The 25,758-nt window shown below is 70.4% G+C and carries 29 protein-coding genes and 1 pseudogene; 13 read left to right on the top strand and 17 right to left on the bottom strand.

Annotated elements, in window-relative coordinates; genetic code table 11:
• Positions 1-244 (top strand): annotated as a pseudogene (locus J7E87_RS16710) (hypothetical protein); the annotation flags it as partial.
• Between the two features lie 118 nt (positions 245-362).
• Positions 363-1,220: an alpha/beta fold hydrolase gene (locus J7E87_RS16705; RefSeq protein WP_215094647.1), complete on the top strand. Its 858-nt coding sequence runs from the start codon at positions 363-365 to the stop codon at positions 1,218-1,220.
• A gap of 78 nt (positions 1,221-1,298) precedes the next feature.
• Here the strand turns inward: J7E87_RS16705 and J7E87_RS16700 are convergent, their stop codons facing one another.
• Entirely contained in the window at positions 1,299-2,198 is a 900-nt protein-coding gene (locus tag J7E87_RS16700; RefSeq protein ID WP_251017548.1) for an NYN domain-containing protein, read from the bottom strand.
• Positions 2,199-2,386: 188 nt separating this feature from the next.
• Here J7E87_RS16700 and J7E87_RS16695 point away from each other — a divergent pair, with 188 nt between their 5' ends.
• Positions 2,387-2,539, top strand: a complete 153-nt coding sequence (locus J7E87_RS16695) for a hypothetical protein (RefSeq protein WP_215094643.1) — start codon at positions 2,387-2,389, stop codon at positions 2,537-2,539.
• A gap of 102 nt (positions 2,540-2,641) precedes the next feature.
• Here J7E87_RS16695 and J7E87_RS16690 read toward each other — a convergent pair whose 3' ends face one another.
• The 4 genes from J7E87_RS16690 to J7E87_RS16675 all read right to left on the bottom strand — a co-directional run bounded on the left by J7E87_RS16690 (position 2,642) and on the right by J7E87_RS16675 (position 5,640).
• The gene (locus tag J7E87_RS16690; protein WP_215094641.1) at positions 2,642-3,247 is read right to left on the bottom strand and encodes a MarC family protein; all 606 of its coding nucleotides are present in this window, start codon (positions 3,245-3,247) and stop codon (positions 2,642-2,644) included.
• A gap of 45 nt (positions 3,248-3,292) precedes the next feature.
• Positions 3,293-4,156, bottom strand: coding sequence for a PHP domain-containing protein (locus J7E87_RS16685; RefSeq protein ID WP_215094639.1), 864 nt, complete (start codon positions 4,154-4,156; stop codon positions 3,293-3,295).
• A gap of 104 nt (positions 4,157-4,260) precedes the next feature.
• Entirely contained in the window at positions 4,261-4,899 is a 639-nt protein-coding gene (locus J7E87_RS16680) for a DUF6758 family protein (RefSeq protein WP_215094637.1), read from the bottom strand.
• Positions 4,900-5,043: 144 nt separating this feature from the next.
• On the bottom strand, positions 5,044-5,640 hold the full coding sequence (locus J7E87_RS16675; protein WP_215094635.1) for a suppressor of fused domain protein: 597 nt from the start codon (positions 5,638-5,640) through the stop codon (positions 5,044-5,046).
• Positions 5,641-6,055: 415 nt separating this feature from the next.
• Here J7E87_RS16675 and J7E87_RS16670 point away from each other — a divergent pair, with 415 nt between their 5' ends.
• Positions 6,056-7,171: a magnesium and cobalt transport protein CorA gene (locus J7E87_RS16670; protein ID WP_215094633.1), complete on the top strand. Its 1,116-nt coding sequence runs from the start codon at positions 6,056-6,058 to the stop codon at positions 7,169-7,171.
• A gap of 28 nt (positions 7,172-7,199) precedes the next feature.
• Positions 7,200-7,712 (top strand): hypothetical protein, encoded by a 513-nt coding sequence (locus tag J7E87_RS16665; RefSeq protein ID WP_215094631.1) that lies wholly within the window; start codon positions 7,200-7,202, stop codon positions 7,710-7,712.
• Positions 7,713-7,960: 248 nt separating this feature from the next.
• Here the strand turns inward: J7E87_RS16665 and J7E87_RS16660 are convergent, their stop codons facing one another.
• Positions 7,961-8,728 (bottom strand): hypothetical protein, encoded by a 768-nt coding sequence (locus J7E87_RS16660; RefSeq protein WP_215094629.1) that lies wholly within the window; start codon positions 8,726-8,728, stop codon positions 7,961-7,963.
• A gap of 185 nt (positions 8,729-8,913) precedes the next feature.
• Between J7E87_RS16660 and J7E87_RS16655 the strand changes: the two genes are divergently transcribed.
• Genes J7E87_RS16655 through J7E87_RS16645 form a run of 3 tightly spaced genes read left to right on the top strand, consistent with a single transcriptional unit; the run spans position 8,914 to position 11,961 of the window.
• Complete coding sequence (locus J7E87_RS16655) at positions 8,914-10,203, top strand: magnesium transporter MgtE N-terminal domain-containing protein (protein WP_215094628.1); 1,290 nt, start codon at positions 8,914-8,916, stop codon at positions 10,201-10,203.
• A complete protein-coding gene (locus J7E87_RS16650) occupies positions 10,196-10,783 on the top strand; it encodes a DUF1003 domain-containing protein (RefSeq protein ID WP_215094626.1) in 588 nt (195 codons plus the stop codon). The genes J7E87_RS16655 and J7E87_RS16650 overlap by 8 nt, the downstream gene beginning before the upstream one ends.
• 44 nt (positions 10,784-10,827) lie before the next feature.
• Positions 10,828-11,961, top strand: coding sequence for an Mrp/NBP35 family ATP-binding protein (locus J7E87_RS16645; RefSeq protein WP_215094624.1), 1,134 nt, complete (start codon positions 10,828-10,830; stop codon positions 11,959-11,961).
• Between the two features lie 131 nt (positions 11,962-12,092).
• On the opposite strand, the gene J7E87_RS16640 is transcribed toward J7E87_RS16645, so the two are convergent.
• From J7E87_RS16640 to sigE, 5 genes are all read right to left on the bottom strand, one after another.
• Positions 12,093-12,770: a hypothetical protein gene (locus tag J7E87_RS16640; protein ID WP_215094622.1), complete on the bottom strand. Its 678-nt coding sequence runs from the start codon at positions 12,768-12,770 to the stop codon at positions 12,093-12,095.
• Positions 12,771-12,888: 118 nt separating this feature from the next.
• Positions 12,889-13,335, bottom strand: a complete 447-nt coding sequence (locus tag J7E87_RS16635; RefSeq protein WP_215094620.1) for a sec-independent translocase — start codon at positions 13,333-13,335, stop codon at positions 12,889-12,891.
• A 138-nt stretch (positions 13,336-13,473) separates the two neighbouring features.
• Complete coding sequence (locus J7E87_RS16630) at positions 13,474-15,150, bottom strand: S1C family serine protease (protein ID WP_215094618.1); 1,677 nt, start codon at positions 15,148-15,150, stop codon at positions 13,474-13,476.
• 91 nt (positions 15,151-15,241) lie between these two features.
• Entirely contained in the window at positions 15,242-16,189 is a 948-nt protein-coding gene (locus J7E87_RS16625) for an anti-sigma factor (protein ID WP_215094616.1), read from the bottom strand.
• Positions 16,186-16,953, bottom strand: coding sequence for an RNA polymerase sigma factor SigE (sigE, locus tag J7E87_RS16620; protein WP_215094665.1), 768 nt, complete (start codon positions 16,951-16,953; stop codon positions 16,186-16,188). The genes J7E87_RS16625 and sigE overlap by 4 nt, the downstream gene beginning before the upstream one ends.
• Before the next feature lie 107 nt (positions 16,954-17,060).
• Between sigE and J7E87_RS16615 the strand changes: the two genes are divergently transcribed.
• Positions 17,061-17,762, top strand: a complete 702-nt coding sequence (locus J7E87_RS16615; protein ID WP_215094663.1) for an O-methyltransferase — start codon at positions 17,061-17,063, stop codon at positions 17,760-17,762.
• Between the two features lie 300 nt (positions 17,763-18,062).
• Here J7E87_RS16615 and J7E87_RS16610 read toward each other — a convergent pair whose 3' ends face one another.
• Complete coding sequence (locus J7E87_RS16610) at positions 18,063-18,230, bottom strand: DUF3117 domain-containing protein (protein ID WP_003966491.1); 168 nt, start codon at positions 18,228-18,230, stop codon at positions 18,063-18,065.
• A 113-nt stretch (positions 18,231-18,343) separates the two neighbouring features.
• Positions 18,344-18,487: a hypothetical protein gene (locus J7E87_RS16605; RefSeq protein WP_215094614.1), complete on the bottom strand. Its 144-nt coding sequence runs from the start codon at positions 18,485-18,487 to the stop codon at positions 18,344-18,346.
• Positions 18,488-18,543: 56 nt separating this feature from the next.
• Here J7E87_RS16605 and J7E87_RS16600 point away from each other — a divergent pair, with 56 nt between their 5' ends.
• The gene (locus J7E87_RS16600) at positions 18,544-19,344 is read left to right on the top strand and encodes an enoyl-CoA hydratase/isomerase family protein (RefSeq protein WP_215094612.1); all 801 of its coding nucleotides are present in this window, start codon (positions 18,544-18,546) and stop codon (positions 19,342-19,344) included.
• Here the strand turns inward: J7E87_RS16600 and J7E87_RS16595 are convergent.
• Together J7E87_RS16595 and J7E87_RS16590 are read right to left on the bottom strand one after the other, a co-directional pair.
• Entirely contained in the window at positions 19,307-19,942 is a 636-nt protein-coding gene (locus J7E87_RS16595) for a DNA-3-methyladenine glycosylase I (protein ID WP_215094610.1), read from the bottom strand. The two genes, J7E87_RS16600 and J7E87_RS16595, sit on opposite strands and share 38 nt — an antisense overlap.
• Positions 19,939-20,292, bottom strand: coding sequence for a hypothetical protein (locus J7E87_RS16590; RefSeq protein WP_215094608.1), 354 nt, complete (start codon positions 20,290-20,292; stop codon positions 19,939-19,941). Before J7E87_RS16590 ends, J7E87_RS16595 begins: the two co-directional genes overlap by 4 nt.
• A gap of 101 nt (positions 20,293-20,393) precedes the next feature.
• Here J7E87_RS16590 and folP point away from each other — a divergent pair, with 101 nt between their 5' ends.
• Complete coding sequence (gene folP, locus J7E87_RS16585) at positions 20,394-21,254, top strand: dihydropteroate synthase (RefSeq protein ID WP_215094606.1); 861 nt, start codon at positions 20,394-20,396, stop codon at positions 21,252-21,254.
• A gap of 798 nt (positions 21,255-22,052) precedes the next feature.
• On the opposite strand, the gene J7E87_RS16580 is transcribed toward folP, so the two are convergent.
• Complete coding sequence (locus tag J7E87_RS16580; RefSeq protein ID WP_215094605.1) at positions 22,053-22,808, bottom strand: TIGR00730 family Rossman fold protein; 756 nt, start codon at positions 22,806-22,808, stop codon at positions 22,053-22,055.
• Between the two features lie 79 nt (positions 22,809-22,887).
• Entirely contained in the window at positions 22,888-23,967 is a 1,080-nt protein-coding gene (gene dapE / locus J7E87_RS16575; RefSeq protein WP_215094603.1) for a succinyl-diaminopimelate desuccinylase, read from the bottom strand.
• Between the two features lie 30 nt (positions 23,968-23,997).
• Between dapE and J7E87_RS16570 the strand changes: the two genes are divergently transcribed.
• Both J7E87_RS16570 and J7E87_RS16565 read left to right on the top strand, forming a co-directional pair.
• Complete coding sequence (locus tag J7E87_RS16570; RefSeq protein ID WP_374195184.1) at positions 23,998-24,957, top strand: hypothetical protein; 960 nt, start codon at positions 23,998-24,000, stop codon at positions 24,955-24,957.
• A 277-nt stretch (positions 24,958-25,234) separates the two neighbouring features.
• Positions 25,235-25,699, top strand: coding sequence for an ATP-binding protein (locus J7E87_RS16565; RefSeq protein WP_215094599.1), 465 nt, complete (start codon positions 25,235-25,237; stop codon positions 25,697-25,699).
• Positions 25,700-25,758: the final 59 nt, after the last annotated feature.

Genomic DNA, 25,758 nt, shown 5'->3' with positions numbered 1-25,758 from the left:
CACGGTCGAGGCCGAGCCCGTGGCGGAGGTCGCGACCAAGCCGCGCCGCCGTACGCGCGCTGCCAAGCCCGTCGTCGAGGTGGCCGTCGAGACGGTTGTCGAAACGACCGAGCCGGAAACGAAGCCGCGCCGCCGTACGCGGGCCGCCAAGCCCGTCGTCGAGGTAGCCGTCGACACGCCCGAGCCCGAGACGAAGCCCCGCCGGCGCACCCGCACGGTGAAGGCGACCCAGCCCGAGAGCTGACCGTCCCCAAATGGCCCGGCCCCACAATGGGGCCGGGCCATTGGCTTTTCCCCCACCCTCCCCCACAGTTCGGGAAGGGCGGGGTGGGAGAAATCCCCGCCCCCGTTAGCCTCGTCGCATGAGTCGCCCGCCCACCTTCACCCCGCCCCCCTCTGCCCGCTCCCGCGAACTCCACACCCCCCGCGGCACCTTCGCCGTGCTCGACGCGCAGCCCGAGCCCGGCCACGGCGCCGGCCACCGCACCGCCCTCCTCCTCCCCGGGTACACCGGGAGCAAGGAGGACTTCATCGCCCTGCTGCAGCCCCTCGCCGAGGCCGGCTACCGCGCCGTCGCCGTCGACGGGCGCGGGCAGTACGAGACCGCCGGGCCGGACGACCAACAGGCGTACGCGCAGGAGGAGTTGGCCCGCGACGTACTCGCGCAGGCCGAGGCGATCGGCGGGCGCGTGCATCTCCTCGGACACTCCCTCGGCGGGCAGATCGCCCGCGCCGCCGTCCTCATCGACCCCGCCCCCTTCCGCACGCTCACCCTCCTGGCCTCCGGGCCCGCCCAGATCTCCCCCGCCCAGCGGCAGAAGGTCAAGCTGCTCAGCGACGCGCTCGCGGTCATGACGTTGGATCAGGTCTGGGGGGCCATGAGGGCGTTCGACCCGCCCGAGGACGCCGACACCGGCCCCGGCAACGGCGAGGACCTCCGTCGCCGCTGGCTCTGCCACAATCCCGCCCAGCTGATCGCCACCGGCCGCCAGTTGACCGTGGAGCCGGACCGGGTCGACGAACTCGCCGCCGTACAGCCGCTGCCCAAGCATGTGATCTCCGGGGAGCGGGACGACACCTGGCCGGTGCCGCTGCTCGACGCGATGGCGCAGCGGCTGGACGCCCACCGCACCGTGATCACCGGCGCCGAGCACTCACCGAACACCGACCGCCCCCGCGAGACCGCCGCAGCCATCGCCGCGTTCTGGGATCAGCACTGAGTGAGTCGGTACTGACCGAGTGAGTCAGTACCGATCGAGTCGGAATGAGGCGGTCGGGATGGGTGAGTCAGGACCGAATCAGTACTGGCCCTGCAGGTGCTGCCAGAAGCCGTCCCGCAGCGCCCGCCTCAGCACCGCATGCCCCCGCAGCGACCGCTGCAGCAGCCTCTCCGCCTCGATCAGCAGGTCCTGGTCCACCGGCCCCGGCAGATACGGATGCCCCGGCAACAGGTCCACCATGGCCTTCCGCCCCCGCTCCCCCAGCCAGGTCGCCGCGATCTGCGCGCCCACGAAGCGCACCTCGTCCCGCGACGGCGGCGGCGCGCCCTCGTTCTCGTACGTCGTGACCGGGCGGCGGGTGATGTAGGGCCGGCAGAAGTCCAGGTCGAACGTCCGCTGACTGTCGACTTCCCACAACAGCGGCTCCGCCTGATTGCGCCCCTCCGCCGCCTCTATGCCCCACAGGTGGACCCGCGCGCCGTAGCCCTGCGCGGCCTCGACCGCCGAGACCAGGTCCTCGTCGCCGCCCACCAGCGCCGCGTCGCTGATCGCGCGGTGCCGGGCGAGTGACTCCAGGTCCGTACGGATGAGTGAGTCGACGCCCTTCTGCTGGTTGTTCGCGTTCAGGTTGCCCAGACGCACCTTGACGTCCGGCAGCTCGGCGATGGACTGCTGCTCGGGCGTGTGGATACGGCGCCGGGCGCCGTCGTACCAGTACACGCGCAGCAGTCTGCTGTCCGCGAAGATCGTGCGGGCCTTGTCGATGAAGGCCTCGATCAGCCCCTCCGCGTCCAGGTCGAAGGAGCGCCGGTCCTCCGTGCCTGTGACAAGCAACCCGCCCGCAGCGTAGACGTAACCCGCGTCGACGAAGATGGCGTGGGTAGAAGGAGTCTTGGCGACCTCGGCGAGCATGCGATGGAGCAGCTCATTGGTCCGCTCCAGGCGGGCGCCGATCTCGTTGGCTTCTGCGTCGTCCATAGGGTGCTCATTCATACGCTGCTCATTCTCCGTGGTCACGCCAGAGCCTGCCAGTAGTTAGGCATCCAAAAAATTTCCTTAGCGTAGGGAATGTTTGCAGGGTGCATCTCGTTGAACACACACAGAACGCAGACGGACATCCGTCGCCCACAGTTCTCCAGCAGGAGGATCAGACGAAGGGAGAAGCCTTGCGCTTCGAGATCATGCGACTGGACGACGTCGACGGCACCGCCGTTGACAGCACCGTCGTAGACGCCGCCTCCGTCAACCGGATCGTGCAGCAGGCCGCCTCGGTCGGCCAGCGCATCTATATCCGACCTACCGAACCCATGGCTTCGTAACGCTTTACGACGTAGTGACGCCGTGATGTAACGCACTCGCCCCCGTACGGACGATCCGTACGGGGGCGCAGTGCGTTCGGCATGTCGTTCGGCATGTCGAGCTCAGGCCCCCTGGATGACCTGGGTGACGCCGTTGATGATCTGCTGCACGGCGATCGCGGAGAGCATCATCCCCGCGAGCCGGGTCACCAGCACCACACCGCCGTCCTTGATCAGCCGGATGATCAGCAGCGAGTAGCGCATGGTCAGCCAGAGCACGACGTGCATCGCGACGATCGCCGCCCAGACCGAGATCTGCTGGGACGCACCGTCCGCGTGCTGCACGGCCAGGATCACCGAGACGATCGCGCCGGGTCCGGCGAGCAGCGGCATGCCGAGCGGTACGAGCGCGACATTGACGTCCTTCGTCTGCTGGGGCTCGTCCGTCTTGCCGGTCAGCAGGTCGAGCGCGATGAGCAGCAGGAGCAGGCCGCCCGCGATCATCAGCGCCGGTACGGAGACATGGAGGTAGTCCAGGATCTGCTGGCCCAGCAGGCCGAAGACGGTGATCACGCCGAAGGCGACGGCCACCGCCTGCCAGGCCATCCGGCGCTGCACTTTGGCGGGCCGCCCGGAGGTCAGTGCGAGGAAGATCGGAGTGATCCCGGGGGGATCCATGATCACAAAAAGGGTGAGGAACAGGGAGCCGAAAACGGCGGCGTCGAACACAGTGAGGACCTAGCGGAAGAGGGGTCGAACAGAGGTGGCGGGGCGTCAGGTGGGGCGTCCGCCCGTGCCCGGCACGGGGAAAGCACCGGTCGCGCGCCGCGTGATCTCGCCGTAGATCTCCGGGTCGGTGGTGTAGTCGCCGAGCCGGCAGGTCTTGCGGCTGCCGTGGTAGTCGCTGGATCCGGTGGCCAGCAGCCCGAGGTCGGCTGCGAGGCCGCGCAAGTGGGCCCGGGTTGCCTCGTCGTGGTCCATGTGGTCGACCTCGATGCCGTCGAGGCCGTACGCGGCGAGGTCGGCCATGGCGGCCTCGGGCACCGTGTTGCCGCGCTTGACGGCGAGCGGGTGCGCGAAGACGGTGACCCCGCCTGCGGCCTTGACCAGGCGGATCGCCTTGAAGGGGTCGAGCTCGTGCTTGGTGATGTGCGCACGGCCGCCGTCGGCGATCCACTGCGGCGTGAAAGCGTCCGAGACACTCGGCACGACGCCGAGCTCGACGAGCGCGGTCGCGATGTGCGGTCGGCCGACCGAGCCCTCCCCGGCGATACGGGCGACCTGGTGCCACTCGATCGGGACGCCGAGTTCCTGGAGCTTGGCCACCATCGCCTGGGCGCGCGGCACCCGGTCGTCGCGTACGAGCTCGCGCTCGCGCAGCAGCTCCGGCTCGTCCTCGTCGAAGAGATACGCCAGCAGATGCAGGCTCACCCCGTCGATACGGCAGGACAGCTCGGCGCCCGTGACCAGGGTCAGGCCCTCGGGAAGCGCGGCGATCGCCTCGGCGTGGCCGCGGGTGGTGTCGTGGTCGGTCAGCGCCACGACGTCCAGTCCGGCCGCGGCGGCGCCCAGTACCAGCTCAGCGGGGGTGTCCGTACCGTCCGAAGCCGTGGAGTGGGTGTGCAGATCGATGCGCACGACGCGTAACTCCAGGGACGGCAGACGAACAAGGGGACAGTTCAGTGTATCGGGGGTTCGAACAGCCCCGGTTCAACCCGGTTCAGCCGGGTTCAGCCCCCCTTTCAGGACAGCAGGCGGGGTGACAGCGCCCCGCAGGGCAGCAGTTCCACCTCGGCGCCCGCGTCCCGCAGATCCGTCAGCACCAGCTCGTCGTACATCAGCAACCCGGACTGCTCCGGCCAGACGATGGCCCACAGCCACAGCCCGCGCGCCTCGCCCGCGAAGACCGCGCGATCGTCGGGTGCGTCGCTGACATGCCACAGCGGGGTGGGCCGTCCCGCGGCGAGCACCTTGGTCTGCGGTGGCTTGTCGACGCAGATGTGCGGGCCGGGATCGAGTCCGTCCGTCCCCGCGTAACGCGCACCGAGCCCGACGCCCAGCTCCTCGGCGATCAGCAGCAGTTCACCTATGCCTCCGAGCGGGCCGGGTCCCGAGCAGGCAACTGCGGTCGCACGTCCGCCACTTCGGTCGTCCCCCGCATAGGCGACACCGGTGAAGAGCCAGCCGACCGGCAGCGGCCAGGGCATCCAGACAGGGACTTTCGCGCGGTGCACGACCACACTCAGGGCCTCGACGCTGGGCGGGATCACCGGCTGCAGCGGGTGCACCGCGCCGTGCACGTCGCACTGCCAGGAATCGGCAAAGAGACCGGGCGCCCTGACCCGGCCACCGCACTTCGGGCAACTGGGTTCGCCCCTCATAGCCTCCAACGGTCCTCCCCGGCCGTCGTCGCGTCAAGGACGATCACCCGTCCGGCGCGCGCCCTCACCGCGCAAAACTAGATGCATGACGCATGCATTAGGGTGTCTGGCTTGCTGTGCCGCTCTTCACCAACTGACCTGAAATCAGTCGAGAGTTACGGACCTGCGCAGCGGATCGCGCAGGTCCGTGCCGTGCGTCAGCCACCGCTCCTGGAGCTCCTGCGCGCCGTGCACGCGCTTCCAGGCCGCCTCGTTCGACGTCATAGGCAGCAGCGGCAGGAAGCGCACCGGATCCATCGGCGCGTCCAGTTCCAGGTCCTCGACAAGCCCGCCCGGCTCGGCCACGAGCACCGAGCTGAACGGCGCGGCCGGCCACAGCGGACCGCCGACGTCCAGCGAGGCCCCCGGCGCCACGACCACGCCCTCGACCTGCGGGGACGCGGCCAGTACGGCGAGCGGACGCAGCACCTTGTCAGTGTCGGCGAGCCCGGCCCGTACGGAAAGAACCAGCTCCGCGCGCGGCCCCTTCACGGGGTCGGCGAGGGCCGCGGTGGGGTCCGTCATCGGGTGGGCGGACATGCCGAGAGTGGCGTATCGCACGATGTCTCCGTCGCCGCCCCGGTCAAGAAACCGGAGCACCTCGATACGGTCCGTACCTAGGAAGGTAACCGCGGCGCGCGCGTCCGGATCACCCAGTGCCGACCGCAATCGGGCCTCGACAAAAGCAAGAACATCTTCCATGTCGCGAGCATAAATGGCGTAAGGAACGGGCAAACGAAGGGATTGGCCCTCAGTCGGCTGATAGTCTTGGCCGCTGGTCGGGATGGCACGCAGAAGCGTTGCTCTCGAGTCCCGACGACACGTCATCCCCTACGGGGGACCGGCCGGAGGAGGTGGGGCTGCGGTGGATCGAAGTCGACCGTGCAGTACCAACCGCTCTTCCGCACGGCACCTTTCCTCTGTGATCTGAGGCCTTCCCGCACGGGGCCCATGGCATTTCGCACGACGGAAGAGCACTTCGTTTTTGCCTGTCTGTAGCGAACGCCGTCACCGCGATTTCCGCGGTGCCGCCCGCTTTGCGGACGTATGCATCACGTCCCCATTCCGGGCTGTGCCACGCCACTCGTACGACGGCCTCTCCGTGAAGGAGCCTGCCATGTCGATGATCCGTGACCTGCGTGAAGCGGTCCGTCCGTCCCTGCGCAAGAGCAACGCCCCCTACAGCACGTACGACGCCACCCGCGATCCGTCCGCCTCCAGCGCGGTCGTCGACTGCGCGGTCTACCGCGACGGAAAGCGGCTGGACAGCGGGACCTGTCAGACGCCGCACGAGGCGATGCTGCGGGTTCGCGAGGGCGGCGGGTTCGCGTGGATCGGTCTGCACGAGCCGACAGAGGCCGAATTCGCCGGTATCGCGGCGGAGTTCGGGTTGCACCCACTGGCCGTCGAGGACGCGGTGCACGCCCATCAGCGCCCCAAACTGGAGCGGTACGACGACACGCTCTTCACCGTCTTCAAGACGATCCACTACGTCGAGCACGCCGAGCTCACCGCGACCAGCGAGGTCGTCGAGACCGGCGAGGTGATGTGCTTCACCGGCCGGAACTTCGTCATCACGGTGCGGCACGGCGGCAAGGGCTCGCTGCGGGCTCTGCGGCACGGGCTGCAGAAGGACGCCGAGCTGCTCGCCAAAGGGCCTTCGGCCGTGCTGCACGCCATCGCCGACCATGTCGTCGACGGGTACATCGCGGTGGCGGCGGCCGTGCAGGACGACATCGACGAGGTCGAGATCGATGTCTTCTCCGCGCCCTCGAAGGGCAGCCCGCGCGGCGGCGACGCGGGGCGGATCTACCAGCTCAAGCGTGAGGTACTGGAGTTCAAGCGGGCCGTGTCGCCGCTGCTGCGGCCGATGCAGCTGCTGAGCGAGCGGCCGATGCGGCTGGTCGACCCGGACATCCAGAAGTACTTCCGCGATGTCGCCGACCACCTCGCCCGGGTGCATGAGGAGGTCATCGGCTTCGACGAGCTGCTGAACTCGATCCTCCAGGCCAATCTGGCGCAGGCGACGGTCGCGCAGAACGAGGACATGCGCAAGATCACGTCCTGGGCGGCGATCATCGCCGTGCCGACGGCGGTCTGCGGGGTGTACGGCATGAACTTCGACCACATGCCGGAGCTGCACTGGAGGTACGGCTACCCCATGGTGCTCACCGGCATCGTCGGCATCTGCCTCGCGATCCACCGCACCCTCAAGCGCAACGGCTGGCTGTAGCCCTGGGGGCTGTCGTTAAGCTGCGGGCATGACAGACATGCTGCTCGGCCGGGCCCTCGTCGAGGAGGCCACCAAGAAGTCCGGCCTCATCTGGGTGCGCGGCGAGGGACCCGCGAGGGCGCTGTGGCACGTGTGGCACGACGGCGGTGCGTACGTCGTGGGCGACTGTCCCGGCGAGCAGCCACTGCCGGGGCTGGTGGACGGCGGTACGGCGGAGGTCACCGTACGCAGCAAGGACAAGGGCGGCCGGCTGGTCGCCTGGACGGCGGCGGTGAGCGAGCTGGAGCCGCACTCCGAAGCGTGGGAGTCGGCGGTCGCGGAGCTGAAGGGCAAGCGCCTGAACGCGCCGGACGCGGAGCAGATGACGGAGCGGTGGGCACGGGAGTGCCGGGTGCTGCGGCTGGAGCCGAAGTCCGTGATCACGGAGTTTCCGGACGACTCGGGAGCGGCCCCGCCGCTCCCGACGCCGGCGACGACGCGGGAGCCTGCCCCGCCGTCTCTGCACAGGCTGCTGCTGAGGCGCAAGAAGAGGCGCGGCTGAGCCCGCCGTCTCAAGCCCGTTGGGGGTCCCCACGGGCGTCTGGGGAGATTGAGCGCCTGGGTGCTGGGCAGCGCCCGGGAAGATGTGCGGCCAGGCAGGCGTTTCAAGCCCGTTGGGGGTCCCCAGGACGAAGCCTGGGGGAGACTTTGAGGACCGGGGTCCGGGGGCAGAACCCCGTCGGGTCCGGGGGCAGAGCCTCCTCTGGTCCGGGCCGGGCCCCGTCGGGTCGGCCGAGCCCCGGGGAGCGGCTAGTCGCTGGTCTTCGGCAGCTGGCGGCCGTAGTCGACCGTTTCGTCCTTCTCCGGCGCCGCAAGCGCGAAGTCCTTGTCCCAGTCCCCCAGCGTCAGCACCCCCGCGCCGCCCGCCCTCGCGAACTGAAGCGGATACGGCCTGCCTTCGAGCGAGACGTCGAGCGTGCCGCCCGCGCCCTCGCCCGCCATGACCTTGATCGTACGGACGCCGCCCACCTGCGTGCGGTCGCCCTTGCTGAGGCCGCCCTGCATGCCGAGCAGCCCCTCCAGCAGCACATCCATGTCCGTGAAGCCACGGAACTGGTTGTACGCCGGGTCTCCCTCCGGCACCTTCACATACTTGTCGTCGAGCTTGCCCGCCGCTTCCGCGTCCGTCTTGCTCGGCTCCTCCTCGCCCTTGCCGCCCGCGCCGCTCCAGAAACCGGCGTCGGCCTTCAGATAGAGCGCCTTCCCCACCCGCAGCAGCTCGAAGGTGTTGTCCTTCGAGGTGACGGAGCCGGTGCCGCCGTCGTGCTTGAGGCGCATGTTCAGCTTGTAGGTGCCGCCCTTGCTGACCAGCGTCCCGGAGAGCCTTACCGACACCGCCGCGTCCGCCGCCGCGCGTGCCTTCGTCTCGATCTGGGCGGCGGAGAGCTTGCCGACGCCATTGGTCCCCGCGTCCGGATCCTCGCTGCCGCATGCCGTGAGTGTCACGGTCAGTCCGGCACACAGCGCCAAGGGAAGCGCGGTCCGGCGGGCTCGGGAAGCCGGAGGGAGGGGAGTCACAACCGCACTGCCTCTCATCTGCGTGTCGTGGGTGGCAGACCGCAGCGTACCTGTGCGGAGGCCACCGGTCCGCAGAGAGCCGTACGGACGACAGCCAGGGCGGCCCAGAAGGGTACGGGCTAGCCTGAAGCCCTCAAACACTGGTATTTCACGGCAGATGTCCCGGCGAGAAGGAGGCGCGGAGCATGCCCGCAGGCGCCCCCCGGATCTTCGTCTCCCACCTCGCGGGCGTGCCTGTCTTCGACCCCCAGGGAGACCAGGTGGGACGCGTCCGCGACCTGGTCGCGATGCTGCGGGTCGGCCGCCGCCCGCCGCGGCTGCTCGGCCTGGTCGTCGAGGTGCTCAGCCGCCGCCGGATCTTTCTGCCCATGACGCGGGTGACCGGCGTGGAGTCGGGTCAGGTCATCACCACCGGCGTGCTCAATATGCGCCGCTTCGAACAGCGCCCCACCGAGCGGCTGGTGCTCGGCGAACTGCTCGACCGGCGGGTACGGCTCGTGGAAACCGGCGAGGAGGTCACCGTGCTCGACGTCTCGATCCAGCAGTTGCCGGCCCGCCGCGACTGGGAGATCGACAAGGCCTTCGTGCGCAAGGGCAAGCCCGGGGCGCTGCGCCGCAAGGGCGAGACGCTGACCGTCGAGTGGTCCGCTGTCACCGGCTTCTCGCTGGAGGAGCACGGACAGGGCGCCGAGAGCCTGCTGGCGACCTTCGAGCAGCTGCGCCCGGCCGACCTCGCCAATGTGCTGCACCACCTCTCCCCCAAGCGGCGCGCCGAGGTCGCCGCGGCCCTCGACGACGACAGGCTCGCGGACGTACTGGAAGAGCTGCCGGACGACGACCAGGTGGAGATCCTGGGCAAGCTCAAGGATGAGCGCGCGGCGGACGTACTGGAGGCGATGGATCCGGACGACGCGGCCGACCTGCTCTCCGAGTTGCCCGAGGACGACAAGGAGCGGTTGCTCGCGCTGATGCGCCCGGACGACGCGGCCGATGTACGGCGACTGCTGGCTTACGAGGAGCGGACTGCGGGCGGTCTGATGACCACCGAGCCGATCGTGCTGCGACCGGACGCGACGGTCGCGGACGCGCTGGCGCGAGTGCGCCAGCAGGACCTCTCCCCCGCGCTCGCCGCGCAGGTGTACGTATGCCGGCCGCCGGACGAGACGCCGACCGGCAAGTATCTGGGCATGGTGCACTTCCAGCGGCTGCTGCGGGACCCCCCGTTCACGCTGGTCAGCTCGATCGTGGACAGCGATCTTCCGCCGCTTGCGCCGGGCACGTCGCTGCCCGCGGTCACCAGCTATCTCGCGACGTACAACATGGTGGCGGCACCGGTCGTGGACGAGAGTGGTTCGCTGCTGGGCGCGGTGACCGTCGACGACGTACTCGACCATCTGCTGCCGGACGACTGGCGCGAGACGGAGTTCGACGAGAGCCCCGAGGAGCCCTCCCACGAGGAGGCCGCCCATGGGTAGCGAGTACGGGCTCACCGATCGCGGCGAGCCGAAGGAGCGACCCCCGGCCGGGGCAAGCGCTCTGCCGCGCCACCGGGCCCGGCTCGACCAGCCGCGCGCGCCGCGTCGCAGGCTGCTGCCGCAGTACGACCCCGAGGCCTTCGGCAGGTTCTCCGAGCGGTTCGCCCGCTTCCTGGGGACCGGACGGTTCATCGTCTGGATGACGGTGACCATCATCGTGTGGCTCCTGTGGAACGTCTTCGCGCCCACGGATCTGCGCTTCGACGAGTTCCCATTCATCTTTCTGACGCTGATGCTGTCGCTTCAGGCGTCCTACGCCGCCCCGCTCATCCTTCTCGCGCAGAACCGGCAGGACGACCGGGACCGGGTCACGTACGAGCAGGACCGCAAGCAGAACGAGCGCTCCATCGCGGACACGGAGTATCTGACGCGGGAGATCGCGGCGCTGCGGATGGGGCTCGGCGAGGTCGCCACCCGGGACTGGATCCGCTCCGAGTTCCAGGATCTGATGAAGGAGATGGACGAACGGCGTCTATTCCCGGAGGCGTCCGACAACCGGAGTGATGAAGCCGACCGCTGACCGCCCTTACCGGGGGTGGGTGTCAGCGCCGTACCATCGTCCGTATGGCTACGGAAGACGCGGTGCTTGAAGCGCTGGCGACGGTGAACGACCCCGAGATCAACCGACCGATCACCGACCTCGGCATGGTCAAATCGGTCGAAATCGGTGCGGATGGTGCGGTCGCCGTCACGGTGTATCTCACCGTCTCCGGCTGCCCCATGCGCGAGACGATCACCAAGAACGTGACCGACGCTGTCGCGCGCCTCGACGGTGTCACGCGCGTCGACGTCACGCTGGACGTGATGGGCGACGAGCAGCGGCGCGCACTGACGGCCTCACTGCGCGGCGGGACCGCCGAACGCGAGGTGCCGTTCGCCCAGCCGGGCTCGCTGACCAGGGTGTACGCGGTGGCCTCGGGCAAGGGCGGCGTCGGCAAGTCCTCCGTCACCGTGAACCTGGCGGCGGCGATGGCGGCCGACGGGCTGAAGGTCGGCGTCGTCGACGCGGACATCTACGGGCACAGCGTGCCGCGGATGCTGGGCGCGGACGGCCGCCCGACCCAGGTCGAGAACATGATCATGCCGCCGTCGGCGCACGGCGTGAAGGTCATCTCGATCGGGATGTTCACCCCGGGCAACGCCCCCGTGGTGTGGCGCGGGCCGATGCTGCACCGCGCGCTCCAGCAGTTCCTCGCGGATGTGTACTGGGGGGACCTCGACGTACTGCTGCTCGATCTGCCGCCGGGCACCGGCGACATCGCGATCTCGGTGGCTCAGCTGGTGCCGAACGCCGAGATCCTGGTGGTCACCACCCCGCAGCAGGCCGCTGCCGAGGTCGCCGAACGGGCCGGCTCCATCGCCGTGCAGACGCACCAGAAGATCGTCGGCGTCGTCGAGAACATGTCGGGCCTGCCGTGCCCGCACTGCGACGAGATGGTCGACGTCTTTGGCTCGGGCGGCGGCCAGCGGGTCGCCGAGGGGCTGACGAAGACGACCGGCGCGAACGTGCCGGTGCTGGGCTCCATCCCGATCGACGTACGGCTGCGCGAAGGCAGCGACGAGGGCAAGCCGGTCGTCCTGACCGACCCGGACTCACCGGCGGGCGCGGCGCTGCGGGCGATCGCGGGCAAGCTGGGCGGCCGCCAGCGCGGCCTGTCGGGCATGTCGCTGGGAATCACCCCGCGCAACAAGTTCTAAAAGGCGGCTTGCCGCCAGTCGCCGGACAGGCGGGAAAGCCCGTCCGGCGACTGAGGACGAACCGGCTGCCGGACGTTCCCGGGAGCCGGCGCGGTCACCGCACCGGACGGTCACCCCGCTGGACGTACGCGCTAGACGTACGCGCCGATGTCCTGGACCGCCGAGAAGCCCAGCCCGTACGCGCTCATCCCACGCCCGTACGCGCCGATGTGCACCCCGGCCCGGGTCGAGGCCGCCAGCACCCAGCCGAACTCCGACTCGCGGTAGTGGAAGGTCGTCGGCACACCGTCCACCGGCAGCGAGAGCATCGACCAGGCGGGTCCGGCCAGGTCGTCGGCCAGCTCGAACGCGGTCTCGGTCTGCTGGTCCAGCCAGTCGTCGCGCAGCGTGTGGTCCAGCTGGGCGGGCCAGGTGTAGGCCAGCAGCCCCGAGCCGGCCAGCCAGGCCGCGGAGGAGACCGTGGTGGCGTCCAGGACGCCGGTGCCGTCGCCGCTGCGCCGCACCGGGCTGGCCGCCACGGTGATGACCGCGGCAAAACGCTCCTTCTCGGCGCCGGCGGCCTCCGGCCGTATCGACGGCTCGTCGCCGTGGCCCAACGCGCCGTGCTGGACCGTCCCGTCCGCCGCGGCGCCGACCTGCATCAGCCAGCGCGGGCCCGAGAATGCCTCGTCCAGCCCATACCAGGGGAAGGACGCACGCCGATAGTCGTCGACCGCGCGCTGGGCCCCCATTCCCGCAGGTGCCGCCGCGAGCGGGGCAAGGGGATCGCCGACCGTGCCTTGCGCTTCTAGCCGACTTGTCGTCTCCATCTACCCGGCCGCCTCCTCTGTGTCCGAGGCCCGGAGCGGACCCGCCCCCCTCGGGCGTCCTCGCTTCCGGACAGATGGAGAATAGCCACCCTGTCGCGGCCAGCAGGGATTGACGTGCTCAGGTGGCGTCTGCGTCGAAGGGCGGGCGCTCGTCCTGAACGGGCTTTTCGCGCTTCTTGAGCAGGTCGGGCGTGCCCGGCGAGCCGTTGACGGCGGCGGGGACCGACGTGTCGGATTCGTTGCCGTTCACCGCGTCGGCGACCTCGTTGATTTCCTTCTTGAGGTCGAAGCTGCTGCGGAGGCCCTTGAGCTCCTTCAGGTCCTCGTTCTCGTTCAGCTGCTTGCGGATGAACGTCTTCGGGTTGAGGTCCTCGAAATCGAAGTCCTTGAACTCCGGTCCCAGTTCGCTGCGGATGTCATGCTTCGCGCTCTCGGAGAATTCCCGGATCTTCCGGATGAAGCGGCTGGCGTCCTGGATGACTTTCGGCAGCTTGTCCGGGCCGAAGATGAGCACGGCGAGCACCACGAGCGCCACCAGCTCCAGTGCGCCTATGTCATTGAACACCCTGCTGCTCCTCGTGTTCTCTGCGGCCCGCAGGTCGGATGGGGTCCGGGCCCGATCCACGGTACCCGCCGGAACTGTCCGCACGGTACCTTCCGACGGCCGGTGCCAGGACCGGCCCCGTCGGCGTTCCGCTGGGTGTCATGTGCCGTCCGCGGAGCCGAGCGTGAGCGTCATCGTCCGTTCATTGCCGGCGCGGACCAGGGTGAGCTCCAGCCGGTCGCCGGGGCGGTGCGAGCGGATCTTGACGATCAGCTCCTCGCCGCTGTGCACCCGCTGACCGTCGACCTTGGTGATGATGTCGCCCGGCTTGATCCCCGCCTTGGCGCCAGGGCCGCCCGAAGTGACGGACGGGCTGCCGTCCTTGCCCTCCTCGCCGACACGTGCGCCGTCGCCGGTGTACTTCATGTCCAGGCTTACGCCGATCACCGGGTGTGTGGCCTTGCCGGTGTTGATCAGCTCTTCTGCGACGCGCTTGCCCTGGTTGATGGGGATCGCGAAGCCGAGTCCGATGGAGCCTGCCTGACCGCCCTCCGGGCCCGCACCGGAGTCCGCCGCGCGGATCGCGCTGTTGATGCCGATGACCCGGGCCTTGGTGTCAACCAGCGGACCGCCCGAATTGCCGGGGTTTATCGGGGCGTCGGTCTGCAGCGCGTCGACATAGCTGACATCGCTGCCGTCACCCTTCTCACCGCCCGCGGTGATGGGGCGCTCCTTGGCGCTGATGATGCCGGAGGTCACGGTGTTCTGGAGGTCGAAGGGTGCGCCGATGGCCACGACCGGGTCGCCCACCTGGACGCTGTCGGAGTTCCCCAGGGGCAGCGGCTTGAGGCCGGAGACGCCGGAGACCTTGACGACGGCGAGGTCGTAGCCGCTGTCCTTGCCGACGAGCTTCGCCTTGGCGGTCTCGCCGCCGCTGAAGGTGACTGAGATGTCGCCGGCCGAGCCCGCCGGGTCGACGACATGATTGTTGGTCAGGATGTGGCCCTGCTGGTCGAGCACGAAGCCGGTGCCGGTGCCCTGTTCGCCGCCGCCGCTGACATGGAGTGTGACGACGCTCGGCAGCGCGCTTGCGGCGATGCCCGCGACGCTGTCGGGCGGGCGGTTGCCGTTGTCCTTGGGCACCTGCGGGAGTTCGACCTGGGTGATGCCTCCGTTGCGTTCGATGTACGCGCCGATGCCGCCGCCGATGCCGCCCGCGACGAGCGCCAGCAGGACCGCCCCGACCAGCAGCGATCCGCCTCGGCGCTTCTTCCCGGCGGGCTCACCGGGGTGGGTCAGCGGCTGACCGGGCGCGCTCCAGGGGTCGTACTGCAGCCATTGGGAGGCCGGGGACTGCGGCGGCTGCGGCTGCGGCTGGGCGTGGATGTGGGGCTGCTGGACGTGCGCCTGCGGGGGCTGGGGCGCGTGGGGGTGGGGCGCGTGGGGCTGGGGCGGCGGGGCGTACCCGCCGCCGGTGCCCGGCGCGGTGCCGTCCGGCGTCGGGGAGTGCTGCGGCTGGATGGGAGTGCCCTGCGCCGGAGTCGGCATCGGCCGCTGTACGGGAGGTGCGGGCGCCCACGGCCCGGGCCCGCCGTACGGCGGGGTGCTGTAATCGTCGGGCTCGTGCAGAGGCTGCGGCCTGCCCGGCGCCTGCGTGGGCGGCAGCGCCGCCGTCACCTCAGTGTCCGCGGCGTCCTCGGGCACCGGAACCGGCACACGTGCCGGCACTGGCTCCGAGACCGGCACCGGCTCCTGCGCCTCCGGCAGGGTCACACGTCCCGCGCTGGGACGGCTCCACCACTTCGCCTTGGGTCCGGTGGGCTTCCCGTCGTCCATGCTCTCCCCGCAACTGCCGGTCACTGCGCACCCCCACGGGGCACCCTCCGAAGATTCAACCAGGTTTGCGAATCTCCGCGCAGGGTCCTGCTCAGCGCCGGGACGACAGGCGCTGAGCGGACTCGGTCGGGGCAGCGAGATGCGTGGGGACAGGTGAGGCGCTCGGGGTGAGCCCGGGGGCGGTGGCGAGGTGGAATGCCGAGCCCGTCGGACGTATCAGCGGCGGGGAGTACGAGGCGTCGGTCAGCATCGGGGCCGTAAGGGGGTGGTTCAGCGGCGCCGGGGCCGGCAGGGCGGGCGCCCCGGCGATGACTGGACGGTTGTCCGACCTGGCCATGCCGTTGCCCCCGGTGCGGCGGCGCTCGGTCTCGGTGCCGGTGCTCCTGGGGGTGCCCGCCGCGGTCGTCGTGCCGGTGCTCGGGGTCGCGGACCGCAGCGGCGTGACATTGCGACCCGTGCCCTCGCCTCTGGGCCCTGCCTGGACGGAGGCGTCGAGCGGCAGTGCCCCACCGAGGGCCATCGCCGCGAAGGACACGGCGCTGGCCGCCGCGAAGGCGAACCTCCGCCCGCGCCAGGGCGAGCGCTCCGCTTCCGCACGCCCCACGTCATGGATTCGGAAGCCGCTGCCGGAACCGCCGGGAAGCAGGGCGTGTGCGCCCGTGGGAACGTATCCGAACGTCCCCGTACGGGGGTCGTGGGAGCCCGGGCCCCGTCCCGACGATGGGTTCAGCGCTCCGAACACCCCGTCGCCGCCGAGCCGCCCCCCGTCGAACGGTCCACCCCGGTCGTCGTCACCTCCGGGCCCCGCGGGCAGCCCCTGGAGCCGCGCGAGCAGCCCCTCGGAGGGCGGCGGCGGCGCGGTGTGGGCGAAGACGTTCTTCAGGCGGCGCTGAGCGTCGGCCTCGGCCTTGCACCTGGGACAGGTCGCCAGATGTGCCAGCACCCGGTCCCGGACATCGTGTTTGAGCTCACCGTCGACAAGCGCGGCAAGCCGGTCCCCCAGGTGCTGCTCCGCAGGTGTGGGGCTGGTGCCGCTCACGCCGGTCCTACCTCCCCTGCCAGGCCGACCGCCCCAGCCAGCGAGCGCTGCTCGGCGCGCGCCTCGGGGGAACGGTGCTGCAGAGCCTTGCGCAGATGGGACCGGCCGCGGTGGATCCGGCTGCGGACCGTGCCGAGCTTGACGCCCAGAGTCGCGGCGATCTCCTCGTACGAAAGCCCCTCGATGTCACAGAGCACCACGGCGGCGCGGAACTCCGGGGCGAGGGTGTCCAGCGCCTGCTGCACATCGGCGTCGAAGTGGGTGTCGTTGAAGACCTGCTGCGGGGACGGCTCGCGGCTGGGGAGCCGCTCGGCGGCGTCGTCGGCGAGCGCGTCGAAGCGGATCCGCTGCTTGCGGCGGACCATGTCCAGGAAGAGGTTGGTGGTGATGCGGTGCAGCCAGCCCTCGAAGGTGCCCGGCGTGTACGTCGACAACGAGCGGAAGACCCTCACGAAGACCTCCTGGGTGAGGTCCTCGGCGTCATGCTGGTTGCCCGTCAGGCGGTAGGCGAGGCGGTAGACCCGGCCGCTGTGCGTGCTGACGATTTCCTCCCAGGTGGGAGGCGTCCACGCCTGCGATTCCGCATCCGATGCGAAGGTCGCCGTAGCTGCGGAGTCAGTGGAGCGAGAACGGTCAGCAATGTCGGTCACGGATCTCGGCTCACCCGCCGACCTGAGGAAGCGCCTCAGCACTCCTCTCCGATCCGCAGGTGCAGCCGCACCTCCCCTGTCGGCTCTGGTGGTGTCCAGCGGAGCCCCTACCATAGCCACCTCGCCCGTTAGCTCCGGATAAGAATCTTTACGCGAATTTGGGTCCTGCTTCTGGCCCTGATCCATGCGTTTCCCTCTGTCCCTCCATAACGCCTGGTCCCATCCGCGGGTTCCCGGGCGCAGCGGATACAGTCAGCGTCGCGCCACTACGGGGACAGGAGAGGGTCATTACCGCCAACCGGCAGACGAGCTGGGCGTTCGCCGACGCCTTTGTCGCCGAGGACGACACGCTGCGCTGGGCCCGTGACCGGGCCCGGGAGTCAGGGCTCCCCTCGGTGTCGCCAGGCACCGGCGCCGCGCTGCGACTGCTGGCTGCCACCGCTGACGCGAAAGCGGTGGCCGAAATCGGTACCGGGACGGGTGTCTCCGGGATCTATCTGCTGCACGGGATGCGGTCCGACGGCGTACTGACCACGGTGGACCCGGAGCCGGACCGGCAGCAGTTCGCCAAGGAGGCGTTCCGCGCGGCGGGCTTCGCCGCGAACCGGGCGCGTTTCATCCCCGGCCACGCGCTCGACGTGCTTCCGCGGCTGGCGGACGGCGGTTACGACCTCGTCTTCTGCGACGGCGACCGGACGGAGTCGCTGGACTATCTCGCTGAATCGTTGCGCCTGCTGCGACCTGGCGGTCTGGTCTGCTTCGAGGGCGTATTCGCGGACGGCCGCACGGTCGACTCGGCGGCCCAGCCGGCGGAGGTGCTGCGTCTGCGGGAGCTGCTGCGCGCGGTGCGGGAGAGCCAGGAACTGCTGCCGTCTCTGCTGCCGGTGGGCGACGGCCTGCTCTGCGCGGTCCGCCGCGGCTGACCGCGTCAGCCACCTCTGTTGACGCGGTCCCGCCGCGGCTGAGCCCGTCGCCCCGGCGAACGCGTACCCCTACCGCCCGAAGCGGGCAGGGGCCGCCGGCCGGGACAGGACGAGATCCGGGAGCTGAGCCCTCGCCGTGGCGAGACGCGGTCCCGCCAACGGCCCGCCCGAACCGGGGCCCTGCGTGGGCGGCACGGACTGCCCCGGTCGGCCGCCACACCCGATACGCGTCCGATCCGGAAAACAGCACTGCCCCGACACCGAGGTGCCGGGGCAGTGAAATTTGTGTGCGCTTCCGCGTCAGCCGACGACCTTCTTCAGAGCGTCGCCGAGGGCATCGGCTTCGTCCGGAGTCAGCTCGACCACAAGCCGACCGCCGCCTTCGAGCGGAACGCGCATGACGATGCCCCGCCCCTCCTTGGTCACCTCGAGCGGGCCGTCGCCCGTCCGCGGCTTCATGGCCGCCATGCTCGTTCCCCTTCCTGAAACCAGCTCATCGCAGCCGACAACCCAGGTGTCACCGGCATCGAACACATTGCTTCCAGGTCATTATCCCGCATGGCGGGACCCGATGACCAACATCAGTCGGCATCGCTTGTGCAACGCGCTCTCTCAAAACCACTCAATTCGGCGATCCGCCTGCGATACTTCGCCACCGCGCGCCGGGCAGGGCCGGAAGATTGTTTGACGCAGGTCACATGTTCGCCTTCGGCGATCTCCGCCATGCTGGGCTCTGAACACGCCTGAACATCAACGTCAGAGCCGCAAAGGGGACCCAGCCATGGCCGACTCCGTGCTGTACGAAGTGAGCGACGGACTCGCGACGATCACGATCAACCGGCCCGAGGCCATGAACGCGATGAACACCGACGCCAAAGTCGCTCTGCGCGACTCGGCCCGGGCAGCCGCCGCCGACCCTGCCGTACGGGCGGTACTGCTCACCGCGTCCGGGCGCGCCTTCTGCGTCGGCCAGGACCTCAAGGAGCACATCGGGACCCTCGTCGCCGCCCGCGAGTCGGGCAGCGGCGACACCATGAACACCGTGCGGGAGCACTACAACCCCATCGTGCGTGCCCTGACCGAGATGCCGAAGCCGGTCGTGGCCGGGGTCAACGGGGTAGCCGCGGGCGCGGGCCTCGGCTTCGCGCTCGCCGCGGACTACCGGGTCGTCGCGGACACAGCCAAATTCACGACGTCGTTCGCGGGCGTCGCGCTGAGCGCCGACTCCGGGGTGTCGTGGACGCTGCCCCGGCTGATCGGCCAGAGCCGGGCGGCCGATCTGCTGCTCTTCCCGCGCTCGTTCTCGGCGCAGGAGGCGTACGAGTGGGGCATCGCGAACAAGCTGGTCCCCGCCGACGACCTGGCCGCTGAGGCCGCCGCTGTGGCCCGCGCGCTGGCCGACGGCCCGACCGTGGCGTACGCGGCGATCAAGGAGTCCATGGCCTACGGCGCCGGTCACACGCTGAGCGAGACGCTCGGCAAGGAGGACGAGCTGCAGGCGAGGGCCGGCGCGTCCGAGGACCATGCGATCGCGGTCCAAGCGTTCATCGCCAAGGAGAAGCCGAAGTACCTCGGCCGCTAGCCGAGGCCAGGAGCGGCTGGGCGCGGCGGGCGACGCACTCGCTCAGGTGGTCGTCGACAAGGCCGCACGCCTGCATGAGTGCGTACGCCGTCGTCGGTCCGATGAAGCGCAGCCCGCGCTTCTTGAGGTCCTTGGCCAGCGCGGTGGACTCGTCCGTCACGGCCGGGACGTCGGCGATCGTGCGGGGAGCCGGCCGCGCCGCCGGGTCGGGGGCGTACGACCAGATCAGCGCGTCGAGCTCGCCGGCCGGCCAGTCGGCGAGCACGCGTGCGTTGGCGACCGTCGCCTTGATCTTGGCGCGGTTGCGGATGATCCCGGGGTCGGCGAGGAGGCGCTCCTCGTCGGCGTCGGTGAACTCCGCGACGGACGCGATCTTGAAGCCGTCGAAGGCGAGGCGGAAGCCCTCCCGCCGGCGCAGGATGGTGATCCAGGACAGGCCGGACTGGAAGGCCTCCAGGCACAGGCGCTCGAACAGCGCGTCGTCGCCGTGGACGGGGCGGCCCCACTCCTCGTCGTGGTACCTGACGTAGTCCTCCGTGGACAGGCCCCAGGGACAGCGCGGCTTCCCGTCGGGGCCCGGTACGACACCGCCGGTCACTGCTCGCGCTCCTCGCCGGGTTTGGCGAACAGGTTGGCCCTGCCCACCGCGGTGGCCTGCGCGCCGGCCAGCGCGGACTCCAGCTCGGCGATGCGGGCGTCCCGCTCGGCGAGTTCGGCGCCGAGGCGGCCGAGCACATCGTCCACGTCCGCCATCCGATAGCCCCGCGGCCCGACCGGCAGCCGCAGCGCCTCCACGTCCGCGCGGCCGACCGGGCGGGTGGCCGGCAGCGGATCGACCAGATGCTCGGGCGCCGCCTCGGGCAGGGCCGCGCTGTCGCCGCCGCCGACCACGGCGAGGGTGACCGCGGCGACGACCACGACCATCGCGATCAGCAAGAACAAGAACACGAGCGAGCCTCTCCCCAAGCGAAAAACTGTCCGGTGCTGATCGTGCCACGGGACTCTGACAGTTAGGGTCGCAGGCGAACGACCTGAGGAGGAAACAGCGGATGCTGCGGCTGGGACCGCGCGAATTCGACGCGCACGAGCCGGTGATCATGGCGATCGTGAACCGTACGCCTGATTCCTTCTACGACCAGGGCGCGACCTTCCACGACGAGCCGGCCCTCGCCCGCGTCGAGCAGGCGGTGTCAGAGGGTGCTGCCATCATCGACATCGGTGGGGTGAAGGCCGGTCCTGGGGAGGAGGTGACGGCCGAGGAGGAGGCACGCCGAACGGTCGGCTTCGTGGCGGAGGTGCGCAGGCGCCATCCGGACGTGGTGATCAGCGTCGACACCTGGCGGCACGACGTGGGCGAGGCGGTCTGCGAGGCGGGCGCGGATCTGCTCAATGACGCGTGGGGCGGGGTGGACCCCAAGCTGGCGGAGGTCGCCGCGCGGTACGGCGCGGGCCTGGTGTGCACGCACGCGGGCGGCACGGAGCCAAGGACGCGGCCGCACCGGATCGCGTACGACGACGTGGTGGCGGACATTTTGCGGGTGACGCTCTCGCTGGCGGAGCGGGCGGTGGAGCTGGGAGTCCGGCGGGACGGGATCATGATCGATCCCGGTCATGACTTCGGGAAGAACACGCGCCATTCGCTGGAGGCGACGCGTCGCCTCGGGGAGCTGACGGCGACGGACTGGCCGGTGCTGGTCTCGCTGTCGAACAAGGACTTCGTCGGCGAGACGCTCGACAGGCCGGTGAAAGAACGCGTGGTCGGGACGCTGGCGACGACGGCGGTCTCGGCGTGGCTGGGGGCGCAGGTGTATCGCGTCCACGAGGTGGCGGAGACAAAGCAGGTGCTCGACATGGTGTCGGCGATCGCGGGCCACCGGGCGCCGGCGGTGGCGCGGCGGGGGCTGGCGTAACGGCGGGTGCGGTGGCCTGCGGCGCGGGCGCGGGTGCGGTGGCCTACGGCGCTGGCGCGGTCCGCCTGCGGCGCGGTTGCCGTGGGCACGAAGGCGCTGGCGCGGGTGCGGTGGCTCTGCGGTGCGCCTGCGGCAAGAGGCCGGTCGCGCGCCAACGCACATAGCACCCGGCCCGCCGCCCGCCCCGGGTTCGCGTGCGGCGCGGGTGCGGTGGACCTGCGGCACCGGTGCGGGTGCGGTCCGCCTGCGGCACCGGTGCGGGTGCGGTCCGCCTGCGGCACCAGTGCAGGTGCGGTCCGCCTGCGGCACCAGTGCAGGTGCGGTCCGCCTGCGGCACCAGTGCAGGTGCGGTCCGCCTGCGGCACCAGTGCAGGTGCGGTCCGCCTGCGGCACCAGTGCAGGTGCGGTCCGCCTGCGGCACCAGTGCAGGTGCGGTCCCGCTGCGGCGCGGTTGCCGCGGGCACGAAGGCGCTGGCGCGCCTGCAGTGGCTCTGCGGTGCGCCTGCGGCAAGCCGCCGGTCGCGCGCCATCGCGCACAGCACCCGGCCCCCGCCGCCTGCCCCGGGTTCGCCTGCGGCGGGCGGGCCTGTTCCCCTACCGGCCCTCCCCCTACGGCCTGGCGGCCGTGGGAGGTACCCCCATCCCGAACCGGGGGCAAGCCCCCAGACCCCCGCACGCCCTTCGGGCGAGTCCTCAATCTCCCCCAGCCGGCGGCAATGGAGACCCGCCGGCGAATGAGGGGTGGGGCCCACGCCGGCAAGGGCGTAGGCGAAGGGTCCGGGGCGGAGCCCCGGCAGGTTACTGGTCGTGGCCCGTCTCCTTCGTCACCAGCGCCACCGCCTCCTCCACGTCGTCCGTGATGTGGAAGAGCAGCAGGTCGTGCTCCGACGCCTTCCCCTGCGCCACCACCGTGTTCCGGAGCCAGTCCACCAGCCCGCTCCAGTACTCCGTACCGAACAGCACGATCGGGAAGCGCGTGACCTTGCGGGTCTGGACCAGCGTCAGCGCCTCGAACAGCTCGTCCAGCGTGCCCAGGCCACCCGGCAGCACCACGAAGCCCTGCGCGTACTTCACGAACATCGTCTTGCGGACGAAGAAGTAGCGGAAGTTCACGCCGATGTCGACGTGCGGGTTGAGGCCCTGCTCGAAGGGGAGCTCGATGCCCAGGCCGACCGAGATGCCCTCCGCGTCCCGCGCCCCCTTGTTCGCCGCCTCCATCGAGCCCGGGCCGCCGCCCGTGATCACCGCGAAGCCGGCCTCGACCAGCGCCTTGCCGATGCTGACGCCCGTTTCGTACTCAGGGGTCCCGGGCCCCGTGCGGGCGGAGCCGAAGACGCTGATCGCGCTGGGCAGTTCGGCCAGCGCGCCGAAGCCCTCCACGAACTCCGACTGGATGCGCATGACCCGCCAGGGGTCGGTGTGCACCCACTGGGAATCGCCCTCGGTGTCCAGCAGCCGCTGGTCGGTGGTGCCGGGCTGCACCTGTTGCCTACGGCGCAGCACCGGTCCGAGTCGCTGCTCCTCCAGCGCCCGCAAACCCTCGGGGTTGCCCATGACCTGCTCCCTCCGCCGAACATCGTTGCTTTGAGTCAGGGTAGGTCGGCGAACGTTACGACATGTGAAATCGCGGTGGTCAGGCAGTGAGCCAGTCGCCGAGCCGTTCCTCGCAGTGCGTGATCTTGTCGACCGCGACATGCTCGTCCCGCTTGTGGGCGAAGAGCGCGTCGCCGGGTCCGTAGTTCACCGCGGGCACGCCCAGCGCGCTGAAACGTGACACGTCCGTCCAGCCGAATTTGGGCTGCGCCGTGCCGCCGACCGCCGCCATGAACGCGGCCGCCGCCGGGTGCGAGAGCCCGGGCAGCGCCCCGCCCGTGTGGTCGTCCACCACGAACTCCGCGACCCCGCAGTCCGCGAAGACCTCGTGGACGTGCGCCAGGGCCTCCTCCTCGCTGCGGTCGGGCGCGTAGCGGTAGTTGACCGCCACGGTGCACTCGTCGGGGATGACGTTGTTGGCGACGCCGGCCTCGATCCGTACGGCGTTGAGCCCCTCCCGGTACTCGAGACCGTCGATCACCGGCCGTCGCGGCTCGTACGCGGCGAGCTTGGCCAGGATCGGCGCCGCGGCGTGAATGGCGTTGGACCCCATCCAGCTGCGCGCGGAGTGTGCCCGCTCGCCGTTCGTACGGAGATGGACCCGCAGCGTGCCCTGGCAGCCCCCCTCGACCTGGGCGTCGGACGGTTCGAGGAGGATGGCGAAGTCGCCCTTCAGCCAGTCGGCATGGGCCTCGGCCACATGTCCCAGACCGTTGAGGTGTGCAGCGACCTCTTCGTTGTCGTAGAAGACGAAGGTGAGGTCGCGGTTGGGCTCGGGGACGGTCGCGGCGATGCGCAGCTGCACCGCGACGCCCGACTTCATGTCGCTTGTCCCGCAGCCCCACAGCACGCCGTTCTCGTCCAGCCGGGACGGCACGTTGTCGGCGATCGGAACCGTGTCGATGTGCCCGGCCAGGATGACCCGCTCCGCGCGCCCCAGGTTCGTACGGGCCACGACGTTGTTGCCGTGCCGGTCGACGGTGAGGTGCGGCAGGGCGCGCAGCGCCTGCTCGATCGCGTCGGCCAGGGGCTTCTCCTCGCCGCTGACCGACCGGAAGTCGACCAGCCGGGCGGTGAGCGCCGGAGCATCAAGAGTGAGGTCAAGCACGGTGTCGGGCATGGCTCCGACCTTAACGCGGGCTCCAGTACGGTGGGCAGCGTGTCCGAGACCGCCTCCCCCGTCCGGCGCGGCCGCCTGCGTATCGCGGCCGCGCTCGCCGTGCTACTGGCACTCGTCGGCTACGTCGTGGTGCAGTACGTGACCGGCGGCGGCGCCCCGCGCTGCACCGTCCGTACGGCCGACGGCGAGGGCCCCACGTACGAACTCAGCACCGAGCAGGCGGGGAACGCCGCGACGATCTCCGCGGTAGGCAGCACCCGCGGCCTGTCGGAGCGCGCGGTCACCATCGCGCTGGCGACGGCCCTCCAGGAATCGGGGCTGCGCAACATCAAGCACGGCGACCGGGACTCGCTCGGCCTGTTCCAGCAACGTCCTTCCAAGGGGTGGGGCACGACCCAGCAGATCCTCGACCCGGTCTACTCCGCCGGGAAGTTCTACGAGCGTCTCGCCGAGGTCCCGGGATACTCGCGGCTGCCGCTGACCGTCGCGGCGCAGCGCGTCCAGCGCAGCGGTTTCCCGCAGGCGTACGCGAAGCACGAGCCGGACGCGACGCTGCTGGCCGCCGCCCTGACCGGTCGCGCGACCGGGGCCCTGACCTGCGAATCGGGCAACGGCGAGGAGCCGGGAGACCCGGCGAAGGTGCGCCGGGAGCTGGTGCGCGCGTTCGGCCCCGAGGTGCTGCCGAAGGCGACGACCTCGGGCAGGTCGGGAGCGCCCGGCTCGCGCGAGGTGTCCGTACCGGTGCCGTCGACGGTCGGGACCGACGGCGGCGGGGCCCCGCGGCGCGGCTGGGAGCTGGCGCACTGGGCGGTGGCGCGGGCGGAGGGGCTGCGCATCGACGAGGTCTCGTACGGGGGCCGGGTGTGGAGCGCGCAGAAGTCCGACGAGGGCTGGCGTTCCGCGGGCGCCGCGTCGGGTTCCGAGGCGTCCGAACCGGATTCCGCATCGAGTTCCGAAGCGGCCCACGTCCGAATTCGCATCGCACAGTAATCCGGGCGCTCCCTCGAAAGAGGCGCTCGAGTCACTTTCGGACAAGAAGTCGGGCGGCTATTCGCACGACTTGCCCTTGATCCATCAAATCCCTTGCGAGCAAAGGGAAGTGACGGTTCGGCAGACCCCTGCGCAATGGAATGTTTGTCCATTTTTATCCAGGGCTGATAATGCGACGCATTACCAACTCTTTACCTTGATGTACCGCAACTTCCCCCTCCCTTCCTGCGGTTGTCACTGCGTCCGAACCAACGTCCTTCTCGTCTCAAGGAGCATCATGTCCCTCCCCCTGACCCGTCGGATCGCCCGTGCCGCGCTGCTCATCGCGGCGGGTGCAGCCCCCGTGGTCGGTGCGGCCGGCTCCGCAAGCGCCGTGGAACTTCCCCAGAGCCCGCTCGGCGGCCTGACCGCCCTCGACACGGACAACCTCGGCGACACTGTCGACAGTGCCTCGAAGAAGACCACCGGCACCGCGGGCGCCACCGGCAGCGAAGCGGTCAAGAAGGCCGTCCCGGCCGCGGGCAAGACCGTCGGCAAGGTCGGCAAGTCGGCGCCCGGCACCGCCAAGGGGGTCGCCGGTGACACCGCGGGCAACGCCACCGACGTCGTCGGCGAGACCGCCGGCACGGCGACCGGGTCGCTCGGCGGTGAGACTGCCGGCACCGCGACCCAGTCGCTCGGCGGCCTGCCCATCGGCGGCGGCCTTCCCACCGAGCAGCTGCCGGTGAAGTCCCCGCTCTAGTCCGCGGAGATACGCCGAGGCAGACAAAGCCAGGCGGCGGTACGCCGAGGGGCCCCGGG

Source organism: Streptomyces sp. ISL-1 (assembly GCF_018614585.1).
GTDB classification, from domain to species: domain Bacteria; phylum Actinomycetota; class Actinomycetes; order Streptomycetales; family Streptomycetaceae; genus Streptomyces; species Streptomyces maoxianensis.
Note: the sequence above shows the minus strand (reverse complement) of the source record. Positions and strands in the feature narration are given on the sequence as shown.

What these genes read in the sequence shown, in the direction of transcription:
- J7E87_RS16565 (WP_215094599.1), top strand. Translation starts at nt 25,235, where the DNA reads ATGTCCCTCCCCCTGACCCGTCGGATCGCCCGTGCCGCGCTGCTCATC.
- J7E87_RS16650 (WP_215094626.1), top strand. Translation starts at nt 10,196, where the DNA reads ATGGGTAGCGAGTACGGGCTCACCGATCGCGGCGAGCCGAAGGAGCGA.
- J7E87_RS16640 (WP_215094622.1), bottom strand. Translation starts at nt 12,770, where the DNA reads ATGGAGACGACAAGTCGGCTAGAAGCGCAAGGCACGGTCGGCGATCCC.
- J7E87_RS16645 (WP_215094624.1), top strand. Translation starts at nt 10,828, where the DNA reads ATGGCTACGGAAGACGCGGTGCTTGAAGCGCTGGCGACGGTGAACGAC.
- J7E87_RS16655 (WP_215094628.1), top strand. Translation starts at nt 8,914, where the DNA reads ATGCCCGCAGGCGCCCCCCGGATCTTCGTCTCCCACCTCGCGGGCGTG.
- J7E87_RS16580 (WP_215094605.1), bottom strand. Translation starts at nt 22,808, where the DNA reads ATGGGCAACCCCGAGGGTTTGCGGGCGCTGGAGGAGCAGCGACTCGGA.
- J7E87_RS16705 (WP_215094647.1), top strand. Translation starts at nt 363, where the DNA reads ATGAGTCGCCCGCCCACCTTCACCCCGCCCCCCTCTGCCCGCTCCCGC.
- dapE (WP_215094603.1), bottom strand. Translation starts at nt 23,967, where the DNA reads ATGCCCGACACCGTGCTTGACCTCACTCTTGATGCTCCGGCGCTCACC.
- J7E87_RS16605 (WP_215094614.1), bottom strand. Translation starts at nt 18,487, where the DNA reads ATGGCGGAGATCGCCGAAGGCGAACATGTGACCTGCGTCAAACAATCT.
- J7E87_RS16680 (WP_215094637.1), bottom strand. Translation starts at nt 4,899, where the DNA reads ATGAGGGGCGAACCCAGTTGCCCGAAGTGCGGTGGCCGGGTCAGGGCG.
- sigE (WP_215094665.1), bottom strand. Translation starts at nt 16,953, where the DNA reads ATGGTAGGGGCTCCGCTGGACACCACCAGAGCCGACAGGGGAGGTGCG.
- J7E87_RS16675 (WP_215094635.1), bottom strand. Translation starts at nt 5,640, where the DNA reads ATGGAAGATGTTCTTGCTTTTGTCGAGGCCCGATTGCGGTCGGCACTG.
- folP (WP_215094606.1), top strand. Translation starts at nt 20,394, where the DNA reads ATGCTGCGGCTGGGACCGCGCGAATTCGACGCGCACGAGCCGGTGATC.
- J7E87_RS16630 (WP_215094618.1), bottom strand. Translation starts at nt 15,150, where the DNA reads ATGGACGACGGGAAGCCCACCGGACCCAAGGCGAAGTGGTGGAGCCGT.
- J7E87_RS16600 (WP_215094612.1), top strand. Translation starts at nt 18,544, where the DNA reads ATGGCCGACTCCGTGCTGTACGAAGTGAGCGACGGACTCGCGACGATC.
- J7E87_RS16610 (WP_003966491.1), bottom strand. Translation starts at nt 18,230, where the DNA reads ATGGCGGCCATGAAGCCGCGGACGGGCGACGGCCCGCTCGAGGTGACC.
- J7E87_RS16670 (WP_215094633.1), top strand. Translation starts at nt 6,056, where the DNA reads ATGTCGATGATCCGTGACCTGCGTGAAGCGGTCCGTCCGTCCCTGCGC.
- J7E87_RS16700 (WP_251017548.1), bottom strand. Translation starts at nt 2,198, where the DNA reads ATGGACGACGCAGAAGCCAACGAGATCGGCGCCCGCCTGGAGCGGACC.
- J7E87_RS16665 (WP_215094631.1), top strand. Translation starts at nt 7,200, where the DNA reads ATGACAGACATGCTGCTCGGCCGGGCCCTCGTCGAGGAGGCCACCAAG.